Below are 18,535 nucleotides of genomic sequence, written 5' to 3'. Positions count from 1 at the left end.
CGATCGGTGCGGTTCCGGATGACGGATCGCGGCATAGGGTCGAGCCGTGGACGACGAGACCCCCGCGACGATCGCGCTGACCGAGTCCGGGATCGCACACACGATCACCCGCCACGGACGCGTCGGGTCGCTCGCCGAGGCGGCCGCCATCCGCGGTGTCGACCCGTCGGCGATCGTGAAGACGATGGTCGTGCGCCGCGGCGAGGGCGACCACCTCCTCGTCCTGGTGCCGGGCGACCGCCAGATCTCCTGGCCGAAGCTCCGCGCCCTCCTCGGGGTCAACCGGATCTCGATGCCCGACGCCGACGCCGCGCGCGAGGTCACCGGCTACGAACGCGGCACGATCACGCCCTTCGGTGCCCGGGGCGACCTGCCGGTCGTCGCCGACGAGCACATCGTCGGCCGGACCATCTCCCTCGGTGCCGGCGGGCACGGGGTCGCGGCGACGCTCGCGGCCGACGACGTCGTACGCCACTTCGGCGCGCAGGTCGCCGACGTGACCGACCCTGCCTGACCGCTGGACAGCGAGAGGTCAGGAGTCGGCCAGCGCGGTGGCCGCCAGGCTGTGGTCGATGTGCGACGTCATCAGCGCGGAGGCGGCCGGGCCGTCACCGGCGACGACGAGGCGGACGAGCTCGTGGTGCTCCTCGAAGTCGCGGGTGCGGTCCTCGCCGCCCGGCGGCTTCTGGAGGCCGACGCGGCGGTAGCGGTCGGACTTGTCCCAGAGGTCGTCCAGCATCCGGGTCACGACCTCGTTGTGGGAGGCGGCGTACAACGCCCGGTGCACGTCGCGGTGCGCGGTCAGCGCGGCCTCGCCCCACTTCCGGGTGACGGGCTTGAGGCGCGTGAGCGCCGCCTGCATGAGTACGACGTCCGCGTCCGTACGGCGCTCGGCTGCCAGCGCGACGGCGGCGGGCTCCAGCGCGCGGCGGGCCTCGAGCAGCTGCCGGGCCTGGCCGAGGTCGAGCTCGGCGACCCGCGAGTTGCGGTGCGTGTCGAGGATGATCCAGCCCTCCCCGCTGAGTCGGCGTACGGCCTCCCGCAGCGGCGTGATGCTGATGCCCAGGTCGTCGGCGAGCTCGTACTGCGGCAGCCGCGACCCCGCCTCCAGCCGGCCGTCGAGGATCCGCTGCCGGATCTCGGCGTAGGCGACGTCGGCCTTGCTGGTGAACGTGTGGGCGGGCACCCATCGATCTTATAAGACCGATTGGCGAAAGCGCGGTAGGCATGGCACCCTCGAGATCTGACATCTTATAAGACTTGGGAGCAACGCATGAGGATCGTCTCCGCCCACGAGGGCACCATCCCGATCAGCTCGTCGATGAGCAACGCCTTCATCGACTTCAGCCAGATGGACTGCTCGGTCCTCGCGCTGGTGAGTGACGTGGTGGTCGACGGCAAGCCGCTCGTCGGCTACGGCTTCAACTCCAACGGCCGCTACTCCGCGGGCGAGATCCTGCGGCGCCGGATCCTCCCGCGGCTGATGGCGGCGCCGGCCGACGACCTGCTCGACGAGGCAGGCGGGCTGTCGCCGAGCGCCGCGTGGGACGTGATGATGCGCAACGAGAAGCCCGGCGGCCACGGCGAGCGGTCCGTCGCGGTCGGCGTCGTGGACATGGCGCTGCACGACCTGGCCGCCAAGGTCGCCGGCGTGCCGCTCCACCGCTGGATCGCCGAGCACTACGGCGACGGCACGAGCGACGAGTCCGTGTTCGTCTACGCGGCCGGCGGCTACTACGCGCCCGGCAAGACCCACGCCGACCTGCAGGCCGAGATGCGCGGCTTCCTCGACGCGGGCTACGAGGTGGTCAAGATGAAGATCGGCAACGACCTGGTCGACGACCTCCGTCGGATCGAGGCCGTCCTCGAGGTGCTCGGCGGCGACGGCTCGCGGCTGGCCGTCGACGTCAACGGTCGCTTCGACCTCGACGCCGCCCTGCTCTACGCCCGCGAGATCGAGCAGTACGGCCTGTTCTGGTACGAGGAGGTCGGCGACCCGCTCGACTTCCACCTCAACGCCACCCTGGCCGAGCACTACCGCGGCCCGATCGCCACCGGGGAGAACCTCTTCTCGCTCCAGGACGCCCGCAACCTGGTGAGGTACGCCGGACTCCGCCCCGACCGCGACTGGATCCAGGTCGACCCTGCGCTGGGCTACGGGCTCGTGGAGTACCGCAGGATCCAGGACATGCTCGCCCAGCACGGCTGGTCGTCGCGCCGCTGCATCCCGCACGGCGGCCACCAGTTCTCCCTGCACATCGCGGCCGCGCTCAAGCTCGGTGGCAACGAGTCCTACCCCGGCGAGTTCCAGCCCACCGGCGGCTTCGCCGACGACGCGGTGGTCGAGGGCGGCCGGGTGCGGCTGGACGACCGCCCGGGCATCGGCTTCGAGGGCAAGGCCGCGTTCATCGAGGTGCTGCGCGCGCTGCACGCATGACGTCCCGCCGGCCGGCGGAGGTCAGGCGGTCTCGGGCAGGTGCGTCGGGTAGTCGACGTAGCCGCGGTCGCCACCGGCGTACCAGGTCGCCTGGTCGAAGGGGGCGATCGGCGCGTTGACGCGGAGCCGCTCGACGAGGTCGGGGTTGCTGATGAACGCACGACCGAACGAGACGAGGTCGGCACCGAGGCCGAGCCAGTGGTCGGCGGCCTCGCGGTCGGCCTGCTTCGGCGAGCCGGGGTGGACCGGGTTCACGACCAGCGTGCCGGGCCACGCGCGGCGGAGGTCGACGAGGACGTCCTCGTCGGTGGTCGCCTCGAGGTGGACGTAGGCCAGGTCCAGCGGCGCGAGCTCGGCGAGGAGCGCGAGGTATGTCTCGCGGGCGTCGGTCTCCTCGGCGCCCCAGATGCCGGAGCCGGGGGAGAGCCGGATGCCCGTGCGCCGCCCGCCGACCGCGTCGACGACGCCCGAGACGGCCTCGACGGCGAAGCGGATCCGGTTCGCCACCGACCCGCCGTACCTGTCCGTGCGCCGGTTCGAGCCGGAGGCGAGGAACTGGGTGATGAGGTAGCCGTTGGCGCCGTGCAGCTCGACGCCGTCGAAGCCTGCGTCGACCGCGCGGGTGGCCGCGTCGGCGTACGACGACGCCTCCGCGGGAACCTCGTCGGTGGCGAGCTCGCGCGGGACCGGGGCGTCCGCCATGCCGGTCGGGGTGAAGACCTGGCCGGTCGCGGGGATCGCCGACGGGCCGACCGGGTGGAGGCCGGTGGTGTCGGGGTGCGAGACGCGGCCGCCGTGCATCAGCTGCGCGAAGATCCGCCCGCCGTTGGCGTGGACGGCGTCGGTCACCGGTCGCCACGACGCGACCTGCTCGTCGGTGTGGAGGCCGGGCGTGCCGGGGTTCGACTGGCCCTGGAGGCTGGGCTGGACGCCCTCGCTGACGATGAGACCGGCAGTGGCGCGCTGGGCGTAGTAGGTCGCCATCGACGGGGTCGCGAGGCCGTCGGCCGCGGCGCGGACCCGGGTCATCGGGGCCATCACGACGCGGTTCGGCAGGGTGAGGCCGGCGAGGTCGTAGGACGTGTGGAGTGGTGAGGGAGTGGTCATGGGACTAGCCTGAACCCTGACATTGACGTCAGAGGCAAGTGTTGAGAGGCAGATCACGGATGAGGACCTCGCGATGAGGATCGGGGAGCTCGCGGAGCGGGCGGGCGTGAGCGTGCGGTCGCTGCGCTACTACGAGGAGCAGGGGCTGCTCGTCTCGGAGCGCAGCGCGTCGGGGCAGCGGCACTACGTCGAGGGCGACGTCGACCACGTCGTGTTCCTGCAGCGGATGTATGCCGCCGGGCTCTCCAGCCGCACCATCCTCGAGCTGATGCCCTGCGCCACCGCGCCCAGCCAGGAGAACTCCGACGCCGCCTTCGACCGGCTGCTCGTCGAGCGCGACCGGATCGACGCCCACATCGAGGAGCTGATCCGCACCCGCGAGGCCCTCGACACGCTCGTCGACCTCAACCGCGCGCACCGGGACTCACTTCCGGCGTCGGCCGCCGGCTAGGCCCGTTGCTCCGGCAGGTGGAGGCCGAGGTCGACCATCATCGCGCGCAGCAGGCCGCGCAGCTGCTCCTGCTGGTCGGCGTCGAGCCCGCCGACGTACCGTCCCTCCGCCTCGTAGGTCGCGGTCTGCACGTCGAGCAGCAGGGCGGCGCCGGCGGCGGTGAGCCGGCTCTCGATGATCCGGCCATGGGTCGGGTGCGGGCTGCGCTCCACGAGGTCGCGCTCGACCAGGCCGGCGACGGCGGTGTGCATCGACTGCGGGGTGAGCCCCGAGCGCTGGCTCAGCTCGGCGCCCGACAGTGATCGGGGACGCACCTGTCCGAGCAGGGCGAGGGCGGACAGCTGCGCCTGGGTCAACCCGTAGGGCTTGAGGTCAGCGTCGAGCCGCTGCGAGAGGGCCCCGCCGACCCGACGCAGCAGGTACGGGATCCGTTGCCCGAAGTCGGACACGTCGGTCATCGATCTTCCTCTCGCCGCCAGCCAGCGCTTGCAATATATCAGGCAACTGATAACGTGAGATATAAGTTGACTGATAACTCACGGAGGTAGTCATGAAGTTCGCATCTGTCCGGCTCCCGGCGCGCGACGTCGCCCAGCTCGTGCCGTTCTACGAGTCGCTCACCGGGATCCCGGCCGCGTGGGCCAACGACCAGTTCGCCGAGATCGTGCTTCCGGGCGCGACGATCGCCATCAGCAGCCGGGGCCTCACCGATGCCTTCGCCGCGTCCTCGATCGAGCCGGCGGCCAACCGCACGGTGATGCTCGAGCTGCTGGTCGACGACGTGGACGCCGAGCGCGACCGCGTCGCCGAGCTTGCCGGCGGCCTGGTCATGGAGCCGACGACCCTCCCGTGGGGAAACCGGTCGCTGCTCCTCGCCGACCCTGACGGCAACGTCGTCAACCTCTTCACGCCAGTCACCCCGGAGGCGCGAGCGAAGTTCGGCGCTCGCTGACCTCACGACCTCATGGCGGGCCGCTGGCTGCTTCACAGCAGTCGCACAAGCCGGTTCACGAGGCTCGGGTCCACACCGACCTGAGACCCGACCGATCCGAGGAGCCGTGATGAGCACGTCCACCACTTCCCGCACCTGGCGCACGCGTGCCGCGGCGACCGCCGCTGCCTCGCTCCTCGCCGTCACCGCCGTGGCGATGCCCGCAGCGGCTGCCGCACCACGGCACCCGGACGCCGTACAGGCCGACAGCTCGTGGTCGCCGTACGCCACTCAGGGCGGGTACCCGTACGGCCGCGGGTACTACGGCAGCGAGCTGCCGGGCTCGACCACCGCGACCACGACCGCCGGGCTCGACGTGACCACCGCGACCGCCGAGCAGTCCGCCGGGCTGGTGCTGGTGTCCTCGATCCTGGGCTACGAGCAGGGCGAGGCCGCGGGCAGCGGAATCGTGGTCGACAGCGACACGATCGTCACCAACCACCACGTGGTCGAGGGCGCGACCAGCGTCGAGGTCACGGTCGCGACGACCGGCGAGACCTACGACGCCACCGTCGTCGGCACCGACTCCGTCCGCGACATCGCCGTGCTCCAGCTCGACGACGCTCCGGCGCTCACGCCCGTCACCACGGACACCGACGTCGCGGTGGGTGACGCCGTCACCGCAGTGGGCGACGCGGGCGGCGACGGCAGTGACCTCACGGCGGCCGCCGGCACCGTGACGGCACTGCGCGAGACGATCGACGTGCAGGACGAGCAGACCGGCGGTTCGACCGAGCTGGCGAGGCTGATCGAGATCGACGCCGACATCATCGGCGGCGACTCCGGCGGTGCGCTCCTCGACGCGGACGGCGACGTCGTCGGCATGAACGTCGCCGCCTCCAGCGGCACCTCCGACATCACCGGCTACGTCATCCCGATCGCGCGCGTCCTCCGGATCGCCGACCGGATCCTCGCCGGTGACGAGGGCGGCAGCGTCGTCATCGGCCAGGGCGGGATGCTCGGCATCTCCACCGCCGACACCACCTCCGGGCCGACGGTCGCGAGCGTCGTCACCGACAGCCCGGCTGCCTCGCTGGGGCTGGAGGCCGGCGACGTGATCACCTCCGTCGACGGCACGACGGTCTCCACCGCCGAGGAGCTCAGCGACCTCATCGGCTCCCACGACGCCGGCGACCGGGTCACGGTCACGTGGACCGACGCCTCGGGCGCCTCGCAGTCGGGTACGGCGACCCTGGCCGAGGGGGCGGTGCAGTAGGCGTCGGATGCACAGGCCGTCCGGCTCGATCCCGGTGCAGCGCGAGGCAGGAATAACCGGAGCACTCTTTGCATTACGATCATCATGTCATCAGAGATGCAAGATCGTTCCGGGTCAGGGCTCGAGGGAGCCGTCGTGCTCGTCACAGGCGCCAACGGCGGCCTGGGCACCCACTTCGTCGCGCAGGCGCTCGAGCGGGGAGCCAGCAAGGTGTACGCCGCTGCGCGGAGGCCGCGCGGGTGGGAGGACGCACGGATCGTGCCCCTCGAGCTGGACGTGACCGACCACGAGTCGGTCCGCCGGGTAGCCGGCCGCGCGACCGACGTCACCGTCCTGGTCAACAACGCCGGCGGGTTGAACGGGTCGAGCGTGCTGGGCGACCTGAGCGCCGTGCGTGAGCTCTTCGAGGTCAACTTCTGGGGTGCTCTCGAGGTCACGAACGCGTTCCTGCCGTCCCTCGAACGGTCGGGAGGAGTGGTGCTGAACGTGCTGTCGGTGCTGAGCTGGATCGGGATCGGCGACGGCTACAGCGCGTCGAAGGCCGCGCTGTGGTCCGCCACGAACACCCAGCGCCTCGCCCTCGCCCCTCGCGGCGTCCGCGTGGCGTCGCTCCACCTCGGCTACACGGACACGCCCATGGCGGCGGGGGTCGAAGCGCCCAAGAACGATCCGGCCGACGTGGTCCGCGCTGCCTACGACGGGGTCGAGGCCGGCGAGCACGAGGTCCTGGCCGACCAGGTGAGCCGCGACGTGAAGCAGGGACTGGCCCAGCCGATCGAGGTGCTCTACCCCCAGGTCCGGCGCTGATGCCGCGCTATCCGAGCGAGCACAAGCTCCAGACACGTCGGCGCATCCTCGAGGCTGCCGGGCGCCGGATGAAGAGTGACGGGATCGACGGGTCGGGCGTCGCCGTCCTGATGAGCGACGCCGGCCTGACCAACGGCGCGTTCTACTCGCACTTCGACACCAAGAGCGACCTCGTCGCGGCGGTCGTCGCCCAGCAGATGGACACCTACGTGGCCATGGTCGAGTCGCTGCCGCCGGGGCCGGCGGGCCTGGACGCCTACATCGGTGCGTACCTCTCGCCCGAGCACCGCGACGACCTCGCGGGCGGTTGCCCGTCGGCGGCGCTGCTCGACGAGATCGGACGGTGCGACGACGGCGTGCGGGAGGCCTACGACGACGGCCTCCAGCGGTTCCTCGCGACCGTCGCCGCGCGGCTGTCCGGAGACCTGGGGCTCGAGCCTGACCTGGCGCGGACCCGGGCCGTCGGGCTGTACACGGTGCTGGTCGCCACGCTCCAGCTCGCGCGCGCGGTGGCGGACCCGGCCCAGTCGCAGCAGATCCTCGAGGCCGGCGCCGCCAACGCGCGGGCGTTGATCGGTCCGGGCACGGGCGGGGGTCGATCGTGAAGGCCTTCGTCGTCCGCCGCTACGGGGGCCCGGTGGTCCCCGACGAGCTGCCCGAGCCCAGCGCCGGGCCCGGCGACGTGGTCGTCGACGTCCGGGCAGCGAGCGTGAACCCGCTCGACTCGATGCTGCGTCGTGGTGATCTCAAGCAGGTCCTGTCCTACAGGCCGCCGTTCGCGCTCGGCCACGATCTCGCAGGCGTGGTCGTCGCGGTGGGTGCCGGCGTCTCGGCGTTCTCGGTGGGCGACGAGGTGATCGCGCGTGTCCGGGACGGGAGGATCGGCACGTTCGCCGAGCGCATCGCGGTCGACGCCGCCGACCTCGCTCCCAAGCCGTCCTCGTTGACGATGGCCGAGGCCGGAGCCGTTCCGCTCGTCGCCCTGGCAGCATGGCAGGTGCTCGTCGAGGTGGCCGACGTGCAGCCCGGCCAGCGGGTCCTCGTCCACGGTGGCGCCGGCGGGTTGGGATCCACCGTCATCCAGGTCGCCAAGCACCTGGGCGCCCACGTGGCGACCACCGTGTCCACGCGCGACGTGGTCAAGGCGCGGGAGCTCGGCGCGGACGAGGTCGTCGACTACACCGCGGCCACCGACTTCGCCGACGTCCTGGCCGGCTATGACGTCGTCGTGGACTCCGTCGGTGGCGAGACGCTCCTGCGCTCGATGACCGTCATGCGTCCGGGTGGCATCGCGGTCAGTGTGGTCGGTCCTCCGGATCCTGCTTTCGCGCGGTCGGCCGGCAGGCCGCTCCTCGCACCCGTGATGGCCCTGCTGAGCAGGGGCGTCCGCAGGCAGGCACGGCGACACCGCGTGCGCTACGCGTTCTGGTTCATGCGCGCCGACGGTGCCAGGCTGGCCGAGCTCGGCCGTCTCTACGACGCTGGCGTCCTTCGTCCGGTGCTCGACCGCACCTTCGCGTTCGAGGACACCGTGGATGCCGTCGAGCACGTCGAGCAGGGTCGTGCCCGCGGCAAGGTCGTGATCACGCGCCGACAAGACCCCGGGACATGACGATCGGGCCGGCCCCGTGAGGGACCGGCCCGATCGGCTGGCGGTGACGGAGGGATTTGAACCCTCGGTGGACTTGCGCCCACAAACGCTTTCGAGGCGTTCTCCTTAGGCCGCTCGGACACGTCACCGCGCCGAACGTTACCGGAGGAGGTGGGCCAGCCGAAAACTGGCGGCATCCCTCAAGGTTCGTCCAGCAATGCGCCGATCCCGTGGCCAGACGGGTGTGACGCCGGTAACTTTCGCCCATGGCTGCCGTACGCCGGATCCGCGAGGTCGCCCGTTCCGCGCTGCCCCGGGCGGTCGGCGAGCGGCTGCCGGCCGCGCCGCCGCAGGAGGTCGGCGAGCTGCTGCGCGACGAGCGCTTCCTCGCCGCCGTCGAGGAGCAGGCCGCGAGCCAGGGCCGCCCCGAGGGCGAGGTGCTCAAGGAGGTCGAGGGCTACCTCCACGAGATGTCGGCCGCGCACGACGACCGCGCCTCGCAGGGCTGGGCGCGGATGGGCGACTGGTTCCTCAGGGCGTACGACGTCCTGGTGGACGAGGACCAGATGCAGCAGCTGCGCAAGGTCGACCGGACGCACTCCCTGGCCCTCGCGTTCAGCCACCGGTCCTACCTCGACGGGATGGTCATCCCCAACGTGCTGATGGCGCGGCGGTTCTCGCCGACCTACACCTTCGGCGGCGCCAACCTGAATCTCCCGCTGATCGGCTCGGTGGCCAGCCGGACCGGCGTCATCTTCATCCGGCGCGCCACGCAGGAGCTCCCGGTCTACCGGCTGGCGCTGCGGTCCTACATCCGCCAGATGGTGACCAACAAGCGCAACCTCGCCTGGTCCATCGAGGGCGGTCGCACCCGCACCGGCAAGCTCCGCCCGCCGGTGCACGGGATCCTCAAGTACCTCACGGACACCGTCCAGGGCGAGGGTGCCGGCGACGACGCGCCCGACGTGCAGGTCGTCCCGGTCTCGGTGGTCTACGACCAGCTCCACGAGGTCACGCTGATGACCGAGGAGGCGCGCGGCGCCAGCAAGACCCCGGAGGACTGGCGCTGGCTGGTGAAGTTCGCGCGGCTCCAGCGCAACCGCCTCGGCCGCGCCTACCTCACCGTCGGCGAGCCGTTCTCGCTGAAGGAGCGGATGGCCGAGCTCGAGGCCGACGGCGTCACCGGCCACGCCGCGGTCGAGCGGGTCGCGCTGGACATCTCCCACCGGCTCAACCGCGCGACGCCGGTGACCGTCACCGCGATCGTCAGCCTCGCGCTCCTCGGCGCCGACCGAGCCCTCACCGTCGACGAGGTGCTCGACACGGTCGAGCCGCTGGCCACCTACATCGAGGCCCGGAAGTGGCCGGTCGCCGGGGCCGCCGACCTCCGCGACCGCTCGACGATCCGCCGGGCGCTCACCGAGCTGACCCGCAGCGAGGTGCTGACGGCCTACGAGCAGGGCACCGAGCCGGTCTGGAAGATCGCCGACGACCAGCACCTGGTCGCCGCGTTCTACCGCAACACCCTGATCCACATCCTCGTCGAGCGCGCGATCGGCGAGCTCTCGCTGCTCACCGTCAGCGAGCTCGGGCCCGACGCCGAGCTGCCCGAGGGCGGCGAGCTGCAGGTGGGCTGGGAGGAGGCCAAGCGGATGCGCGACCTCCTCAAGTTCGAGTTCTTCTTCCCGGCCCGCGCGGGCTTCGAGGACGACCTGCGCACCGAGCTCGAGCTGCTCGTCGGCGAGGACGCCGGGTGGGACACGCGGGGCCAGCTCACCCCCGTCCGCGCGCGCGAGCTGCTGGTCACCGCGCGACCGCACCTCGCCCACCTCGTGCTGCGGCCGTTCCTCGACGCCTACCTCGTCGTCGCCGACCGGCTCGCCGACCGCGGCGACGCACCCGTCGACGAGGACGACCTGCTCGCCGATGCGCTCGCCGTCGGCCAGCAGTGGGCGCTCCAGCGGCGGGTCGCGAGCTTCGAGTCGATCTCGCTCGAGCTGTTCCGCACGGCCCTGGCCCTGGCGCGCCACCGCGGCCTGCTCGAGGGCGCCGAGGGCATCGGCACGGCGCGCGAGGCCTTCGCCGCCGAGCTCCGCGACTCGGTGCGCCAGGTCAACGTCATCGGCGAGATCGCCGCCGCCGCCGCGGCACCCTCGATCGTCCCGCAGCCACGCCGGCAGGAGACCGTGTGACCACCGCACGCCGCGGGGACCCCGGATGAGCGGGCTGTCCGGGGAGGTCCGCGCGGCGATCGACGCGATCGAGGCCGGGCCGCAGGGGCCGGAGGTCGGCGCCTTCTTCGACCTCGACGGCACCCTGGTCGCGGGCTACACCGCCGCCACCTTCTACGGCGATCGGCTCAAGGGCCGTGAGGTGTCGCCGGCCGAGTTCCTCCGCACCGTCGTCACCGCCGTCGACGGCGAGCTGGGCGGCGACCCCACCCGGATCGCCCACGTCGCCTTCTCCGCGATGCGCGGGGAGTCCGAGGAGGCCTTCGCCGACCTCGGCGAGCGGCTCTTCCGCGCCAAGATCGCCGGCACCATCCGCCGCGAGTCCCGCGCCCTCGTCGCGGCGCACCAGCGGGCCGGCCACACGGTCGCGGTCGCCTCGGCAGCGACGTCCTACCAGGTCAGGCCGGTCGCCCGGGACCTCGGCGTCGAGCACCTCGTGTGCACGCAGCTCGTCGTCGAGGACGGCCAGTTCACCGGCGCGACCGACGGCCCGATGCTCTGGGGCAGGCACAAGGCGAGTGGCGTACGCCGTTTCGCGAAGGCGCACGGCGTCGACCTCGCGCAGTCCTATGCCTACGGCAACGGCTACGAGGACGTCGCCTTCCTCTCCTCCGTCGGGCACCCCACCGCGCTCAACCCGCACCGCGACCTGCGGTCGGCGGCCGCTCGCCTCGGGTGGCCGGTCCTCGACCTCACCGACCCGGTCGGCGGATCGCTCCTCGCATCCGGACGCACGGTCGCCGCGCTCGCCGGGATGAACGCCGGCGTCACGGCCGGCATCGCCTACGGACTGGCGCGCCGCGACCGGAGTGAGGGCCGCAACCTCGCGGTCAGGCTCGCGACGCGCATCCCGATGGCCGTCGCGGGCGTCTCGCTCGACGTCCTCCACGAGGAGCGCCTCTGGACCCACCGGCCGGCGGTCTTCGTGGCCAACCACCAGAGCTCGCTCGACATCCCCGTCCTCGGCCGGCTGCTCGATCGCGACTTCACGATCGTCGCCAAGAAGGAGGCGCGCTGGGACCCCCGCGCGATCGTGGGCTCGGTCGTCATCGACCCCGCCTGGATCGATCGCTCGGACTCGGGATCGGCCCGCGCGACCCTCGACGGCGTCGTCGATCGGATCCGCGGCGGCACCTCGCTGATGATCTTCCCCGAGGGCACCCGCTCGCCGACACCGGTGCTCGGACCCTTCCGCAAGGGCGCCTTCCACCTCGCGGCGCAGTCGGGGGTGCCGATCGTGCCGGTCGTGCTCCGCAACACCGGCGAGCTGATGGGCCGCAGCTCGCTCGTGCTCAACCCCGGCGTCGTCGACGTGTGCGTCCTCGAGCCCGAGACCGACTGGAGCGCCGACGACATGTCCGAGCGGATCGCCTCGCTGCACGCGAAGTTCGCCGACACCCTGGCGAGGTGGCCGTCGTGAGCACCGACGACCTCGCGCGCTGGACCGACGCCGCGCACTGGTCGACGCGGAGCGAGCTGACGCCGGTCGAGACCCTGATGTGGCGCTCCGAGCGCCACCCCGTGCAGTCGTCGACCTCCGTCGTGCTGATCGACCTCGACCGCGCCCCGGACTGGAAGCGGCTCGTCGCGGCGACCGAGTGGGGCACCCGGCTCGTACGACGTCTCCGCCAGCGCGTCGTCGACCCGGTCGTCCCGACCGCCGCTCCGACGTGGGCCGACGACCCGACGTTCGACCTCGGCTACCACCTCCGTCGCGAGCGCGTCGCGGACCGCGACGAGGTGCTGGCCCAGGCGGCGCAGCTCGCGCTGCGCCCCTTCGACCGCACCCGCCCGCTGTGGGAGGGGGTCCTGTTCGACATCGACGCGGCCGGCGCGGCCTACGTCCTCAAGATCCACCACGCCCTCGCCGACCCGCTCGGCACCGTGCAGCTCCTCGCGATGCTCCAGTCCGGCAAGCGGGGCCACACCGCACGCAAGCCCGTCGCCGTGGTGGACGCCGCCACGCCGGTCGATCCGATCGAGCTCGCCGTCGCCGGTCTCCGGGCCGACGCCGCCGCGCTCCCCGAGGCGGCGCTCGACGCGGTGAGGCGGCTGGCGACCACGCGACCGCAGACCGTGGTCGCGTCGGCCCTGCGCTACGGCGCGTCCGTCCGCAGGCTCCTCACCCACGCCGCTCCGGCCTCGCCCGAGCTGTCGCCGCGCTCGGGGAAGAGGTGGACCTTCCTCACCCTCGACGCCTCGCTCGACCGGCTCCGCGAGGTCGCGCGGCAGGGCGGGGGGACGCTCGACGACGCCGCCGTCGCGCTGGTCCTCGGCGGGCTCGGCCGCTACCACCGACGGCGCGACAGCGACCTGACCGAGCTCCCCGTCGGCGTACGCGTCTCGCTCGACCGCGCCGACGACCTCGGCAACCGCTTCGCCGGCGCCGTGATCTCCGGCCCGCTCGGGATCGACGACCCCGTCGACCGCGTCGCCGCCGTCCGCGGGGAGGTGCTGTCGCTGCACACCGAGCGCGCCCTCGAGGTGCTCGACGTCGTCGCACCCGCCGTCAACCGGGCGCCGTCCTGCGTGGGGGCCGGCGCCCTCCGCCTGGCCGCGCCTCCCGACGCGCACGTCTCGACGCTCCCCGGCCCGCCACACAGGCGCTTCATGGCCGGCGCGCAGGTCGAGGGGATGTACGTCCTCGGGCCACTGCCCGGCTCCGCGCTCACCGTCGTCCTGACGACCGTCGGCGACACCGCCTGCATCGGCGTCAACGTCGACGCGAGCGCCGTGGCCGACGTCGGCGCGCTCGAGGAGTGCCTGCGCGAGGAGGTCGACGACTTCGCCGTGGGTCAGCCGGTCGGACCGACGTAGCAGAGCATCCGGTAGTCGGTGCCGTCCTCGACGTTGACCCACCCGTGCCGCTCGTAGAACCGGCGGGTGTCGACGTCGACCTCGTCGACGTTGATGTGCATCTCGGGCGAGCCCTGCTCGCGGGCGAGCGCCGTGCACAGGTCGAGCACCCGGGTCCCGATGCCGCGGTCGCGCAGCGCGGGCACGACGTAGAGCTCGTCGAGCTGGGACACCGGCCCGTCGAACCAGATGGCCGGCCGCAGCGTCACGAGGGCGAAGCCCACCGGGTCGGGGCCGTCCTCGGCGAGGACCGCGAGGACCGCCGGCAGCTCGAGGATCCGGGCGAAGCGGGCCTCGAGCACGTCGACGTCGTCGACCTCGGTCTCGAACTCGGTGTTGAAGTCCCACAGCAGCCGTGCGAGCACCGCCGCGTCGCCGGCACCGGCTCGTCGTACCTCCGTCATGGACCGAGGCTACGGCCTGGTCAGAGGAGGCCGCGCTCGCGCCAGAGCGGGTTGCAGGTGCTCTGGAGGTAGGTGCTGAGCTCGCGCGCCTGGTTGAACTCCTCCGTGGACAGGTCGTCCATGCCGTCGCCGGGATCCTCGACGTTCCGCAGGTTCTCGAACTCCCCGAAGTCCAGCTCGTCGGCGTCGTACTCGTACTCGAGATAGGTCTCGAACGACGACCGCGCCCCGTCGGGCATGTCGCCCGGGGTGCCGACCGCCAGCATCTCGGCGGACCAGGCGTCGATCAGGGTCACGAACTCCTCGCCGGTCGGGATCTCCTGGACCTGCACCTTCTCGGTGATGAGGCTCGCGATGTCGGTCGCCTGCTTGACCCACGTCATGCAGAAGTCCACCTCGCTCGCGGTGGTCGGCGCGGTCGAGGCGTCGACGCCTCCACACCCCGAGGAGAGCAGTGCGGTCAGCGCGAGCGCGCCGGCGAGGGCCGGTCGTCGAAGTGCCATGTCGTGTCGTTCCCCCGTGTCGATCGTGCCGCGGCACGGGCGCGGCGCCGGAAGCGTACGACTGACAGGGGCGCCCTGACAGGAGAACGACGAGGTTGGCGGGACGTCAGCGGTGACGGGCGAAGAAGCCGTCGAGCAGGGCCGTGGACTCGTCGGCCAGCACCCCGGCGACGACCTCGGGGCGGTGGTTGAGGCGGCGGTCGCGCACGACGTCCCAGAGGGAGCCGACGGCGCCCAGCTTGTCGTCGTACGCCCCGAAGACGAGGCGGTCGACCCGCGCGAGGACGAGCGCGCCGGCACACATCGTGCAGGGCTCGAGGGTGACGACGAGGGTGCAGCCCGTGAGCCGCCACTCGCCGCGCGCGGCCGCGGCGGCGCGGAGCGCGACGACCTCGGCGTGGCCGGTGGGGTCGCCGTCGGACTCACGCGTGTTGCGCCCGGTGCCGATGACGGTGCCGGACTCGTCGAGCACGACGGCCCCGACCGGTACGTCGTCGCCCGCGAGCGCTGCCTGCGCCTCGGCCAGGGCCAGCCGCATCGGGCCGACCCAGGGAGCGGTGAGGGTCATGCAGAGGTCAGCCCGACGGCGTCGTCGAAGAGCTTGCCGAAGCCGAGCCGGCGCGCGATGTCGGAGAGCATCTCGTCAGGGTAGAGCTCGACGTCGTCGAGGAGCGCACCCATCTCGACGGCGTGGAGGCCGAGGTCGCCGAGGAGGTCGAGGTCGCCCGCCGGGACCTCGACGTCGTCGTCCTCGGGTGGCGGCAGGCCGAGGAAGTCGATGGCCGACTGCGCGAGCTCCCACTCGTCGGCGGCGGTCACGTCGGAGAGCAGCACGCGCGTCGAGGTGCCGTCGACGCGCACGAGTACGAAGAAGTCCTCGTCGACGGCGACCATGCCCACCGCCCCGGAGTCGCCGGAGACGTGGCGCAGCGCGTGGCTCAGCGAGTCGATCGTCTCGAAGGCGGGGGAGGCGATGTCGCGCACCTGCCAGCTGCCGTGCTCGACGAACGCGGCCAGCGCGAAGTCGACCTCACCGCTCTGCTCGGACATGGACCGACCTCCCACGGGGCTCCCGACCCGTCCAGAGTCGCAGAAACCGGCAACACCGCCAACCCTGATCCGGGCATCGAGGCCCTAGGGTTGCCCCCATGCGCGTCAACGTGGTGAACCACCCCCTCGTCTCCCACAAGCTGACCGTCCTCCGGGACGAGCACACCGACTCACCGACCTTCCGTCGGCTGACCGACGAGCTGGTCACCCTGCTGGCCTACGAGGCGACCCGCGAGGTGCGCGTCGACCCCAAGCCGATCACCACCCCGGTCGGCCCGACGACGGGCGTCTACCTCGCGCAGCCCAAGCCGATGGTCGTGCCGATCCTGCGTGCCGGGCTCGGCATGCTCGACGGGATGATGCGCCTGCTGCCCACGGCCGAGGTCGGCTTCCTCGGCATGGTGCGCAACGAGGAGACGCTCGAGGCGTCCACCTACGCCGAGCGCCTCCCCGAGGACCTCTCGGGCCGCCAGTGCTACGTCCTCGACCCGATGCTCGCCACCGGCGGCACGCTCGCCGCGGCGATCAAGTTCCTCACCGACCGCGGGGCCGACGACATCACCGCGATCTGCCTGCTGGCCGCGCCCGAGGGCGTCGCCAACCTGGAGAAGGGCCTCGACGGCCTCGACGTCCCGGTCACCGTGGTCACCGCCGCCCTCGACCAGAAGCTCAACGAGAAGGGCTACATCGTCCCGGGCCTCGGCGACGCCGGCGACCGGCTCTACGGCGTCGCGCACTAGTCACCCCGCGCCACCAGGAAGCCGTCCTCGTCCAGCACCACCGGGACGGGGTCGCTGATCTCCATCCCGTCGACGCCCTCCTCCTCGCGGTTGCGGAAGCCGATGAGGCACCACGACCCGTCGCGCCGCTGCACGAGCGGGGCGGCGAAGAGGTCGGGCACGGCGGTGAACGGCCGCGCCGCCGCCACGTCCCACGGCCCGAGCATCGACTCCCCGGGGACGGACCAGGTGCAGAACTCGCCCCAGCGCGCACGTCGTACGTCGGTCTGCTCGGCGGGGTGGCACGTGAAGACGAGCACCCACCGGCCGTCGAGCTCCCTGACCTGCGCCACCTCGAGCTGGCCGAAGCCGGCGCCGGGACGCGAGAGCGGCTCGCGGACCTCCCACTGGAGGAGGTCGCGGCTCCACGCGTGGGCCAGCACGCCGTCGTCGTGGCGGCCGGCCCCGACGGCCCGGGCGGTCACGAGCAGGTGCCAGCCGTCCTCGTCGCGCAGCACGAACGGGTCGCGCCAGGTCTCGCTGGCGGTCGGGTCGACCGGGTCGGTCTGGTAGAGGTCGGGGCGCACCGGCACCACCGGCGCCCCGGAGAGCCGGGTCCAGCTCACGAGGTCGTCGGACACCGCCTGGCCGATGCGCTGGTCGGTGAGACCGCCGTCGCGGGACACCCCGGTGTAGAACATCCGCCACCGACCGGCGTCGCACTGCACGACCGAGCCGGTCCAGGTGGCGAGGTCGTCGAACGCGCCGTCCTCCCCCGGGCCGAGCGCGTCGGGGAGCTCGGTCCAGGTGGTGAGGTCTGGCGAGGCGGCGTGGCCGACCACGGCCCGGGTGTGGCGGCTGGCCATGTCGTCGTTCCGCTCGGCCTTGAGGAAGAACAGGTGGTAGAGGTCACCGTCGTCGGCGACCCAGCTGTCCCAGGCCCAGTGGCGGGGGAGGCGGAGCATCTGCTCAGGGCATCAGTCGCGGATCGCGAGGCCGGTGTCGGGGTCGAAGTAGTGCAGCCGCTCCGCGTCGAGCGCGATCTGCACCGTGTCACCCGGACGCACCCGCGACCGCGGGCTGAACGAGGCGACCCACGTGTTGCCGGAGGTGGTGGTCGGGATGTCGTCGGTGCCGGCGTCCTCCTCGAGCGCCCGGGTGTCCTCGGTGACCACGCGCGGCGCGTCGACCGGGAAGTGCACGACGATCTCCGAGCCGAGCGCCTCGGTGAGGCTGACCGTGGTCGACAGGGTGGCCCTGCTGGCGCCGTCGCGGGCGAGCGAGGCGTCCTCCATGTCCTCGCTGCGGAGGCCGATCGCGACCTGGCGCCCGGCGTAGGACACGAGGGCGGGGCGTGCCGAGGTCACGGTCTCGGGAACGGTGACCTCGGCACCCCCCATGGTGACCGTCACGCCCTCACTCGTGCGGTCCACCGTCGCCAGGGCCATGTTCATCGGCGGTGAGCCGATGAAGCCCGCGACGAAGATGTTGTCGGGGTTGTCGTAGAGGTGCTGCGGCGCACCGAGCTGCTGCAGCACGCCCGCCTTCATCAGGGCGACGCGGTCGCCCATCGTCATCGCCTCGGTCTGGTCGTGGGTGACGTAGATCGTGGTGACGTTGAGGTCGCGCTGGACCTGGCCGATCTCGGCGCGCATCTGCACGCGCAGCTTGGCGTCGAGGTTGGACAGCGGCTCGTCCATCAGGAAGACCTTGGGCTCGCGGACGATCGCGCGGCCCATCGCGACGCGCTGGCGCTGGCCGCCGGAGAGCTGCTTGGGCTTGCGGTCGAGCAGGGGACCGAGCTCGAGCATGTCGGCGGCGCGCTTGACCCGCTGCTGGATCTCGGACTTGTCCATGCGCCGGATCTTGAGGCCGTACGCGATGTTGTCGGCCACGCTCATGTGCGGGTAGAGCGCGTAGGACTGGAAGACCATCGCGATGTCACGCTCGCGCGAGGACAGCGTGTTGACCACGCGGTCGTCGATCGACAGCGTGCCAGTGCTGATGTCCTCCAGCCCCGCGATCATCCGCAGGGCGGTGGACTTGCCGCAGCCGGACGGGCCGACCAGCACGATGAACTCGCCGTCGGCGATGTCGATCGAGAGGTCGTGCACGGCGTGGAAGCCGTTGTCGTAGAGCTTGTTGACCTTGTCGAGGACTACTTCGGCCACG

The 18,535-nt window shown here is 72.2% G+C and carries 21 protein-coding genes and 1 tRNA gene; 12 read left to right on the top strand and 10 right to left on the bottom strand.

Annotated features, from left to right (window positions below):
* Nucleotides 1-46: 46 nt before the first annotated feature.
* On the top strand, nucleotides 47-514 hold the full coding sequence (locus tag BLV76_RS06645; RefSeq protein WP_090968425.1) for an aminoacyl-tRNA deacylase: 468 nt from the start codon (nucleotides 47-49) through the stop codon (nucleotides 512-514).
* 18 nt (nucleotides 515-532) lie between these two features.
* On the opposite strand, the gene BLV76_RS06640 is transcribed toward BLV76_RS06645, so the two are convergent.
* Nucleotides 533-1,186 carry a GntR family transcriptional regulator gene (locus BLV76_RS06640; protein ID WP_090968424.1) on the bottom strand — a complete coding sequence of 218 codons (654 nt, stop codon included), beginning with the start codon at nucleotides 1,184-1,186 and terminating at the stop codon, nucleotides 533-535.
* A gap of 87 nt (nucleotides 1,187-1,273) precedes the next feature.
* Between BLV76_RS06640 and BLV76_RS06635 the strand changes: the two genes are divergently transcribed.
* Entirely contained in the window at nucleotides 1,274-2,437 is a 1,164-nt protein-coding gene (locus BLV76_RS06635) for an enolase C-terminal domain-like protein (protein WP_090968423.1), read from the top strand.
* Between the two features lie 21 nt (nucleotides 2,438-2,458).
* Here the strand turns inward: BLV76_RS06635 and BLV76_RS06630 are convergent, their stop codons facing one another.
* Nucleotides 2,459-3,544: an alkene reductase gene (locus tag BLV76_RS06630; RefSeq protein WP_090968422.1), complete on the bottom strand. Its 1,086-nt coding sequence runs from the start codon at nucleotides 3,542-3,544 to the stop codon at nucleotides 2,459-2,461.
* 73 nt (nucleotides 3,545-3,617) lie between these two features.
* On the opposite strand from BLV76_RS06630, the gene BLV76_RS06625 reads away from it, so the two are divergent.
* Nucleotides 3,618-3,995 carry a MerR family transcriptional regulator gene (locus BLV76_RS06625; RefSeq protein ID WP_090968421.1) on the top strand — a complete coding sequence of 126 codons (378 nt, stop codon included), beginning with the start codon at nucleotides 3,618-3,620 and terminating at the stop codon, nucleotides 3,993-3,995.
* Here the strand turns inward: BLV76_RS06625 and BLV76_RS06620 are convergent.
* Nucleotides 3,992-4,453, bottom strand: coding sequence for a MarR family winged helix-turn-helix transcriptional regulator (locus BLV76_RS06620; protein ID WP_090968420.1), 462 nt, complete (start codon nucleotides 4,451-4,453; stop codon nucleotides 3,992-3,994). The two genes, BLV76_RS06625 and BLV76_RS06620, sit on opposite strands and share 4 nt — an antisense overlap.
* A 92-nt stretch (nucleotides 4,454-4,545) precedes the next feature.
* Here BLV76_RS06620 and BLV76_RS06615 point away from each other — a divergent pair, with 92 nt between their 5' ends.
* The 5 genes from BLV76_RS06615 (at nucleotide 4,546) to BLV76_RS06595 (ending at nucleotide 8,621) form a co-directional block, all read left to right on the top strand.
* Nucleotides 4,546-4,947 carry a VOC family protein gene (locus BLV76_RS06615; protein WP_090968419.1) on the top strand — a complete coding sequence of 134 codons (402 nt, stop codon included), beginning with the start codon at nucleotides 4,546-4,548 and terminating at the stop codon, nucleotides 4,945-4,947.
* A gap of 109 nt (nucleotides 4,948-5,056) precedes the next feature.
* Nucleotides 5,057-6,202, top strand: coding sequence for a S1C family serine protease (locus tag BLV76_RS06610; protein WP_090968418.1), 1,146 nt, complete (start codon nucleotides 5,057-5,059; stop codon nucleotides 6,200-6,202).
* Between the two features lie 84 nt (nucleotides 6,203-6,286).
* Nucleotides 6,287-7,009: an SDR family oxidoreductase gene (locus tag BLV76_RS06605; protein ID WP_342711435.1), complete on the top strand. Its 723-nt coding sequence runs from the start codon at nucleotides 6,287-6,289 to the stop codon at nucleotides 7,007-7,009.
* A complete protein-coding gene (locus BLV76_RS06600; protein ID WP_090968416.1) occupies nucleotides 7,009-7,614 on the top strand; it encodes a TetR/AcrR family transcriptional regulator in 606 nt (201 codons plus the stop codon). The genes BLV76_RS06605 and BLV76_RS06600 overlap by 1 nt, the downstream gene beginning before the upstream one ends.
* The gene (locus BLV76_RS06595; protein ID WP_090968415.1) at nucleotides 7,611-8,621 is read left to right on the top strand and encodes an NADP-dependent oxidoreductase; all 1,011 of its coding nucleotides are present in this window, start codon (nucleotides 7,611-7,613) and stop codon (nucleotides 8,619-8,621) included. Before BLV76_RS06600 ends, BLV76_RS06595 begins: the two co-directional genes overlap by 4 nt.
* Nucleotides 8,622-8,659: 38 nt before the next feature.
* On the opposite strand, the gene BLV76_RS06590 is transcribed toward BLV76_RS06595, so the two are convergent.
* Nucleotides 8,660-8,749, bottom strand: a tRNA-Ser gene (locus BLV76_RS06590).
* Nucleotides 8,750-8,866: 117 nt separating this feature from the next.
* On the opposite strand from BLV76_RS06590, the gene BLV76_RS06585 reads away from it, so the two are divergent.
* From BLV76_RS06585 to BLV76_RS06575, 3 genes are read left to right on the top strand one after another with little or no spacing between them, the layout of a single operon-like run.
* Nucleotides 8,867-10,792, top strand: a complete 1,926-nt coding sequence (locus BLV76_RS06585; protein ID WP_090968414.1) for a lysophospholipid acyltransferase — start codon at nucleotides 8,867-8,869, stop codon at nucleotides 10,790-10,792.
* Between the two features lie 25 nt (nucleotides 10,793-10,817).
* Nucleotides 10,818-12,251, top strand: a complete 1,434-nt coding sequence (locus BLV76_RS06580; RefSeq protein WP_090968413.1) for an HAD-IB family hydrolase — start codon at nucleotides 10,818-10,820, stop codon at nucleotides 12,249-12,251.
* Nucleotides 12,248-13,648 carry a wax ester/triacylglycerol synthase domain-containing protein gene (locus BLV76_RS06575; protein ID WP_139306501.1) on the top strand — a complete coding sequence of 467 codons (1,401 nt, stop codon included), beginning with the start codon at nucleotides 12,248-12,250 and terminating at the stop codon, nucleotides 13,646-13,648. The genes BLV76_RS06580 and BLV76_RS06575 overlap by 4 nt, the downstream gene beginning before the upstream one ends.
* Here BLV76_RS06575 and BLV76_RS06570 read toward each other — a convergent pair.
* From BLV76_RS06570 to BLV76_RS06555, 4 genes are all read right to left on the bottom strand, one after another.
* Complete coding sequence (locus tag BLV76_RS06570; RefSeq protein ID WP_090968411.1) at nucleotides 13,627-14,091, bottom strand: GNAT family N-acetyltransferase; 465 nt, start codon at nucleotides 14,089-14,091, stop codon at nucleotides 13,627-13,629. The genes BLV76_RS06575 and BLV76_RS06570 overlap by 22 nt on opposite strands.
* A gap of 20 nt (nucleotides 14,092-14,111) precedes the next feature.
* Nucleotides 14,112-14,594 (bottom strand): hypothetical protein, encoded by a 483-nt coding sequence (locus BLV76_RS06565; RefSeq protein ID WP_090968410.1) that lies wholly within the window; start codon nucleotides 14,592-14,594, stop codon nucleotides 14,112-14,114.
* 106 nt (nucleotides 14,595-14,700) lie between these two features.
* A complete protein-coding gene (locus tag BLV76_RS06560) occupies nucleotides 14,701-15,132 on the bottom strand; it encodes a nucleoside deaminase (protein ID WP_090972412.1) in 432 nt (143 codons plus the stop codon).
* A 26-nt stretch (nucleotides 15,133-15,158) separates the two neighbouring features.
* Nucleotides 15,159-15,644, bottom strand: coding sequence for a tRNA adenosine deaminase-associated protein (locus BLV76_RS06555; RefSeq protein WP_090968409.1), 486 nt, complete (start codon nucleotides 15,642-15,644; stop codon nucleotides 15,159-15,161).
* A 98-nt stretch (nucleotides 15,645-15,742) separates the two neighbouring features.
* Between BLV76_RS06555 and upp the strand changes: the two genes are divergently transcribed.
* Nucleotides 15,743-16,384: a uracil phosphoribosyltransferase gene (gene upp / locus BLV76_RS06550; protein ID WP_090968408.1), complete on the top strand. Its 642-nt coding sequence runs from the start codon at nucleotides 15,743-15,745 to the stop codon at nucleotides 16,382-16,384.
* Here upp and BLV76_RS06545 read toward each other — a convergent pair.
* Together BLV76_RS06545 and BLV76_RS06540 are read right to left on the bottom strand one after the other, a co-directional pair.
* The gene (locus BLV76_RS06545; RefSeq protein WP_090968407.1) at nucleotides 16,381-17,328 is read right to left on the bottom strand and encodes a glycoside hydrolase family protein; all 948 of its coding nucleotides are present in this window, start codon (nucleotides 17,326-17,328) and stop codon (nucleotides 16,381-16,383) included. The two genes, upp and BLV76_RS06545, sit on opposite strands and share 4 nt — an antisense overlap.
* 12 nt (nucleotides 17,329-17,340) lie before the next feature.
* The gene (locus tag BLV76_RS06540; RefSeq protein WP_090968406.1) at nucleotides 17,341-18,534 is read right to left on the bottom strand and encodes an ABC transporter ATP-binding protein; all 1,194 of its coding nucleotides are present in this window, start codon (nucleotides 18,532-18,534) and stop codon (nucleotides 17,341-17,343) included.
* Between the last annotated feature and the right edge of the window lies 1 nt (nucleotide 18,535).

Source organism: Nocardioides exalbidus (assembly GCF_900105585.1).
Taxonomy (GTDB): domain Bacteria; phylum Actinomycetota; class Actinomycetes; order Propionibacteriales; family Nocardioidaceae; genus Nocardioides; species Nocardioides exalbidus.
This window is presented reverse-complemented; position numbering and strand designations above follow the sequence as displayed.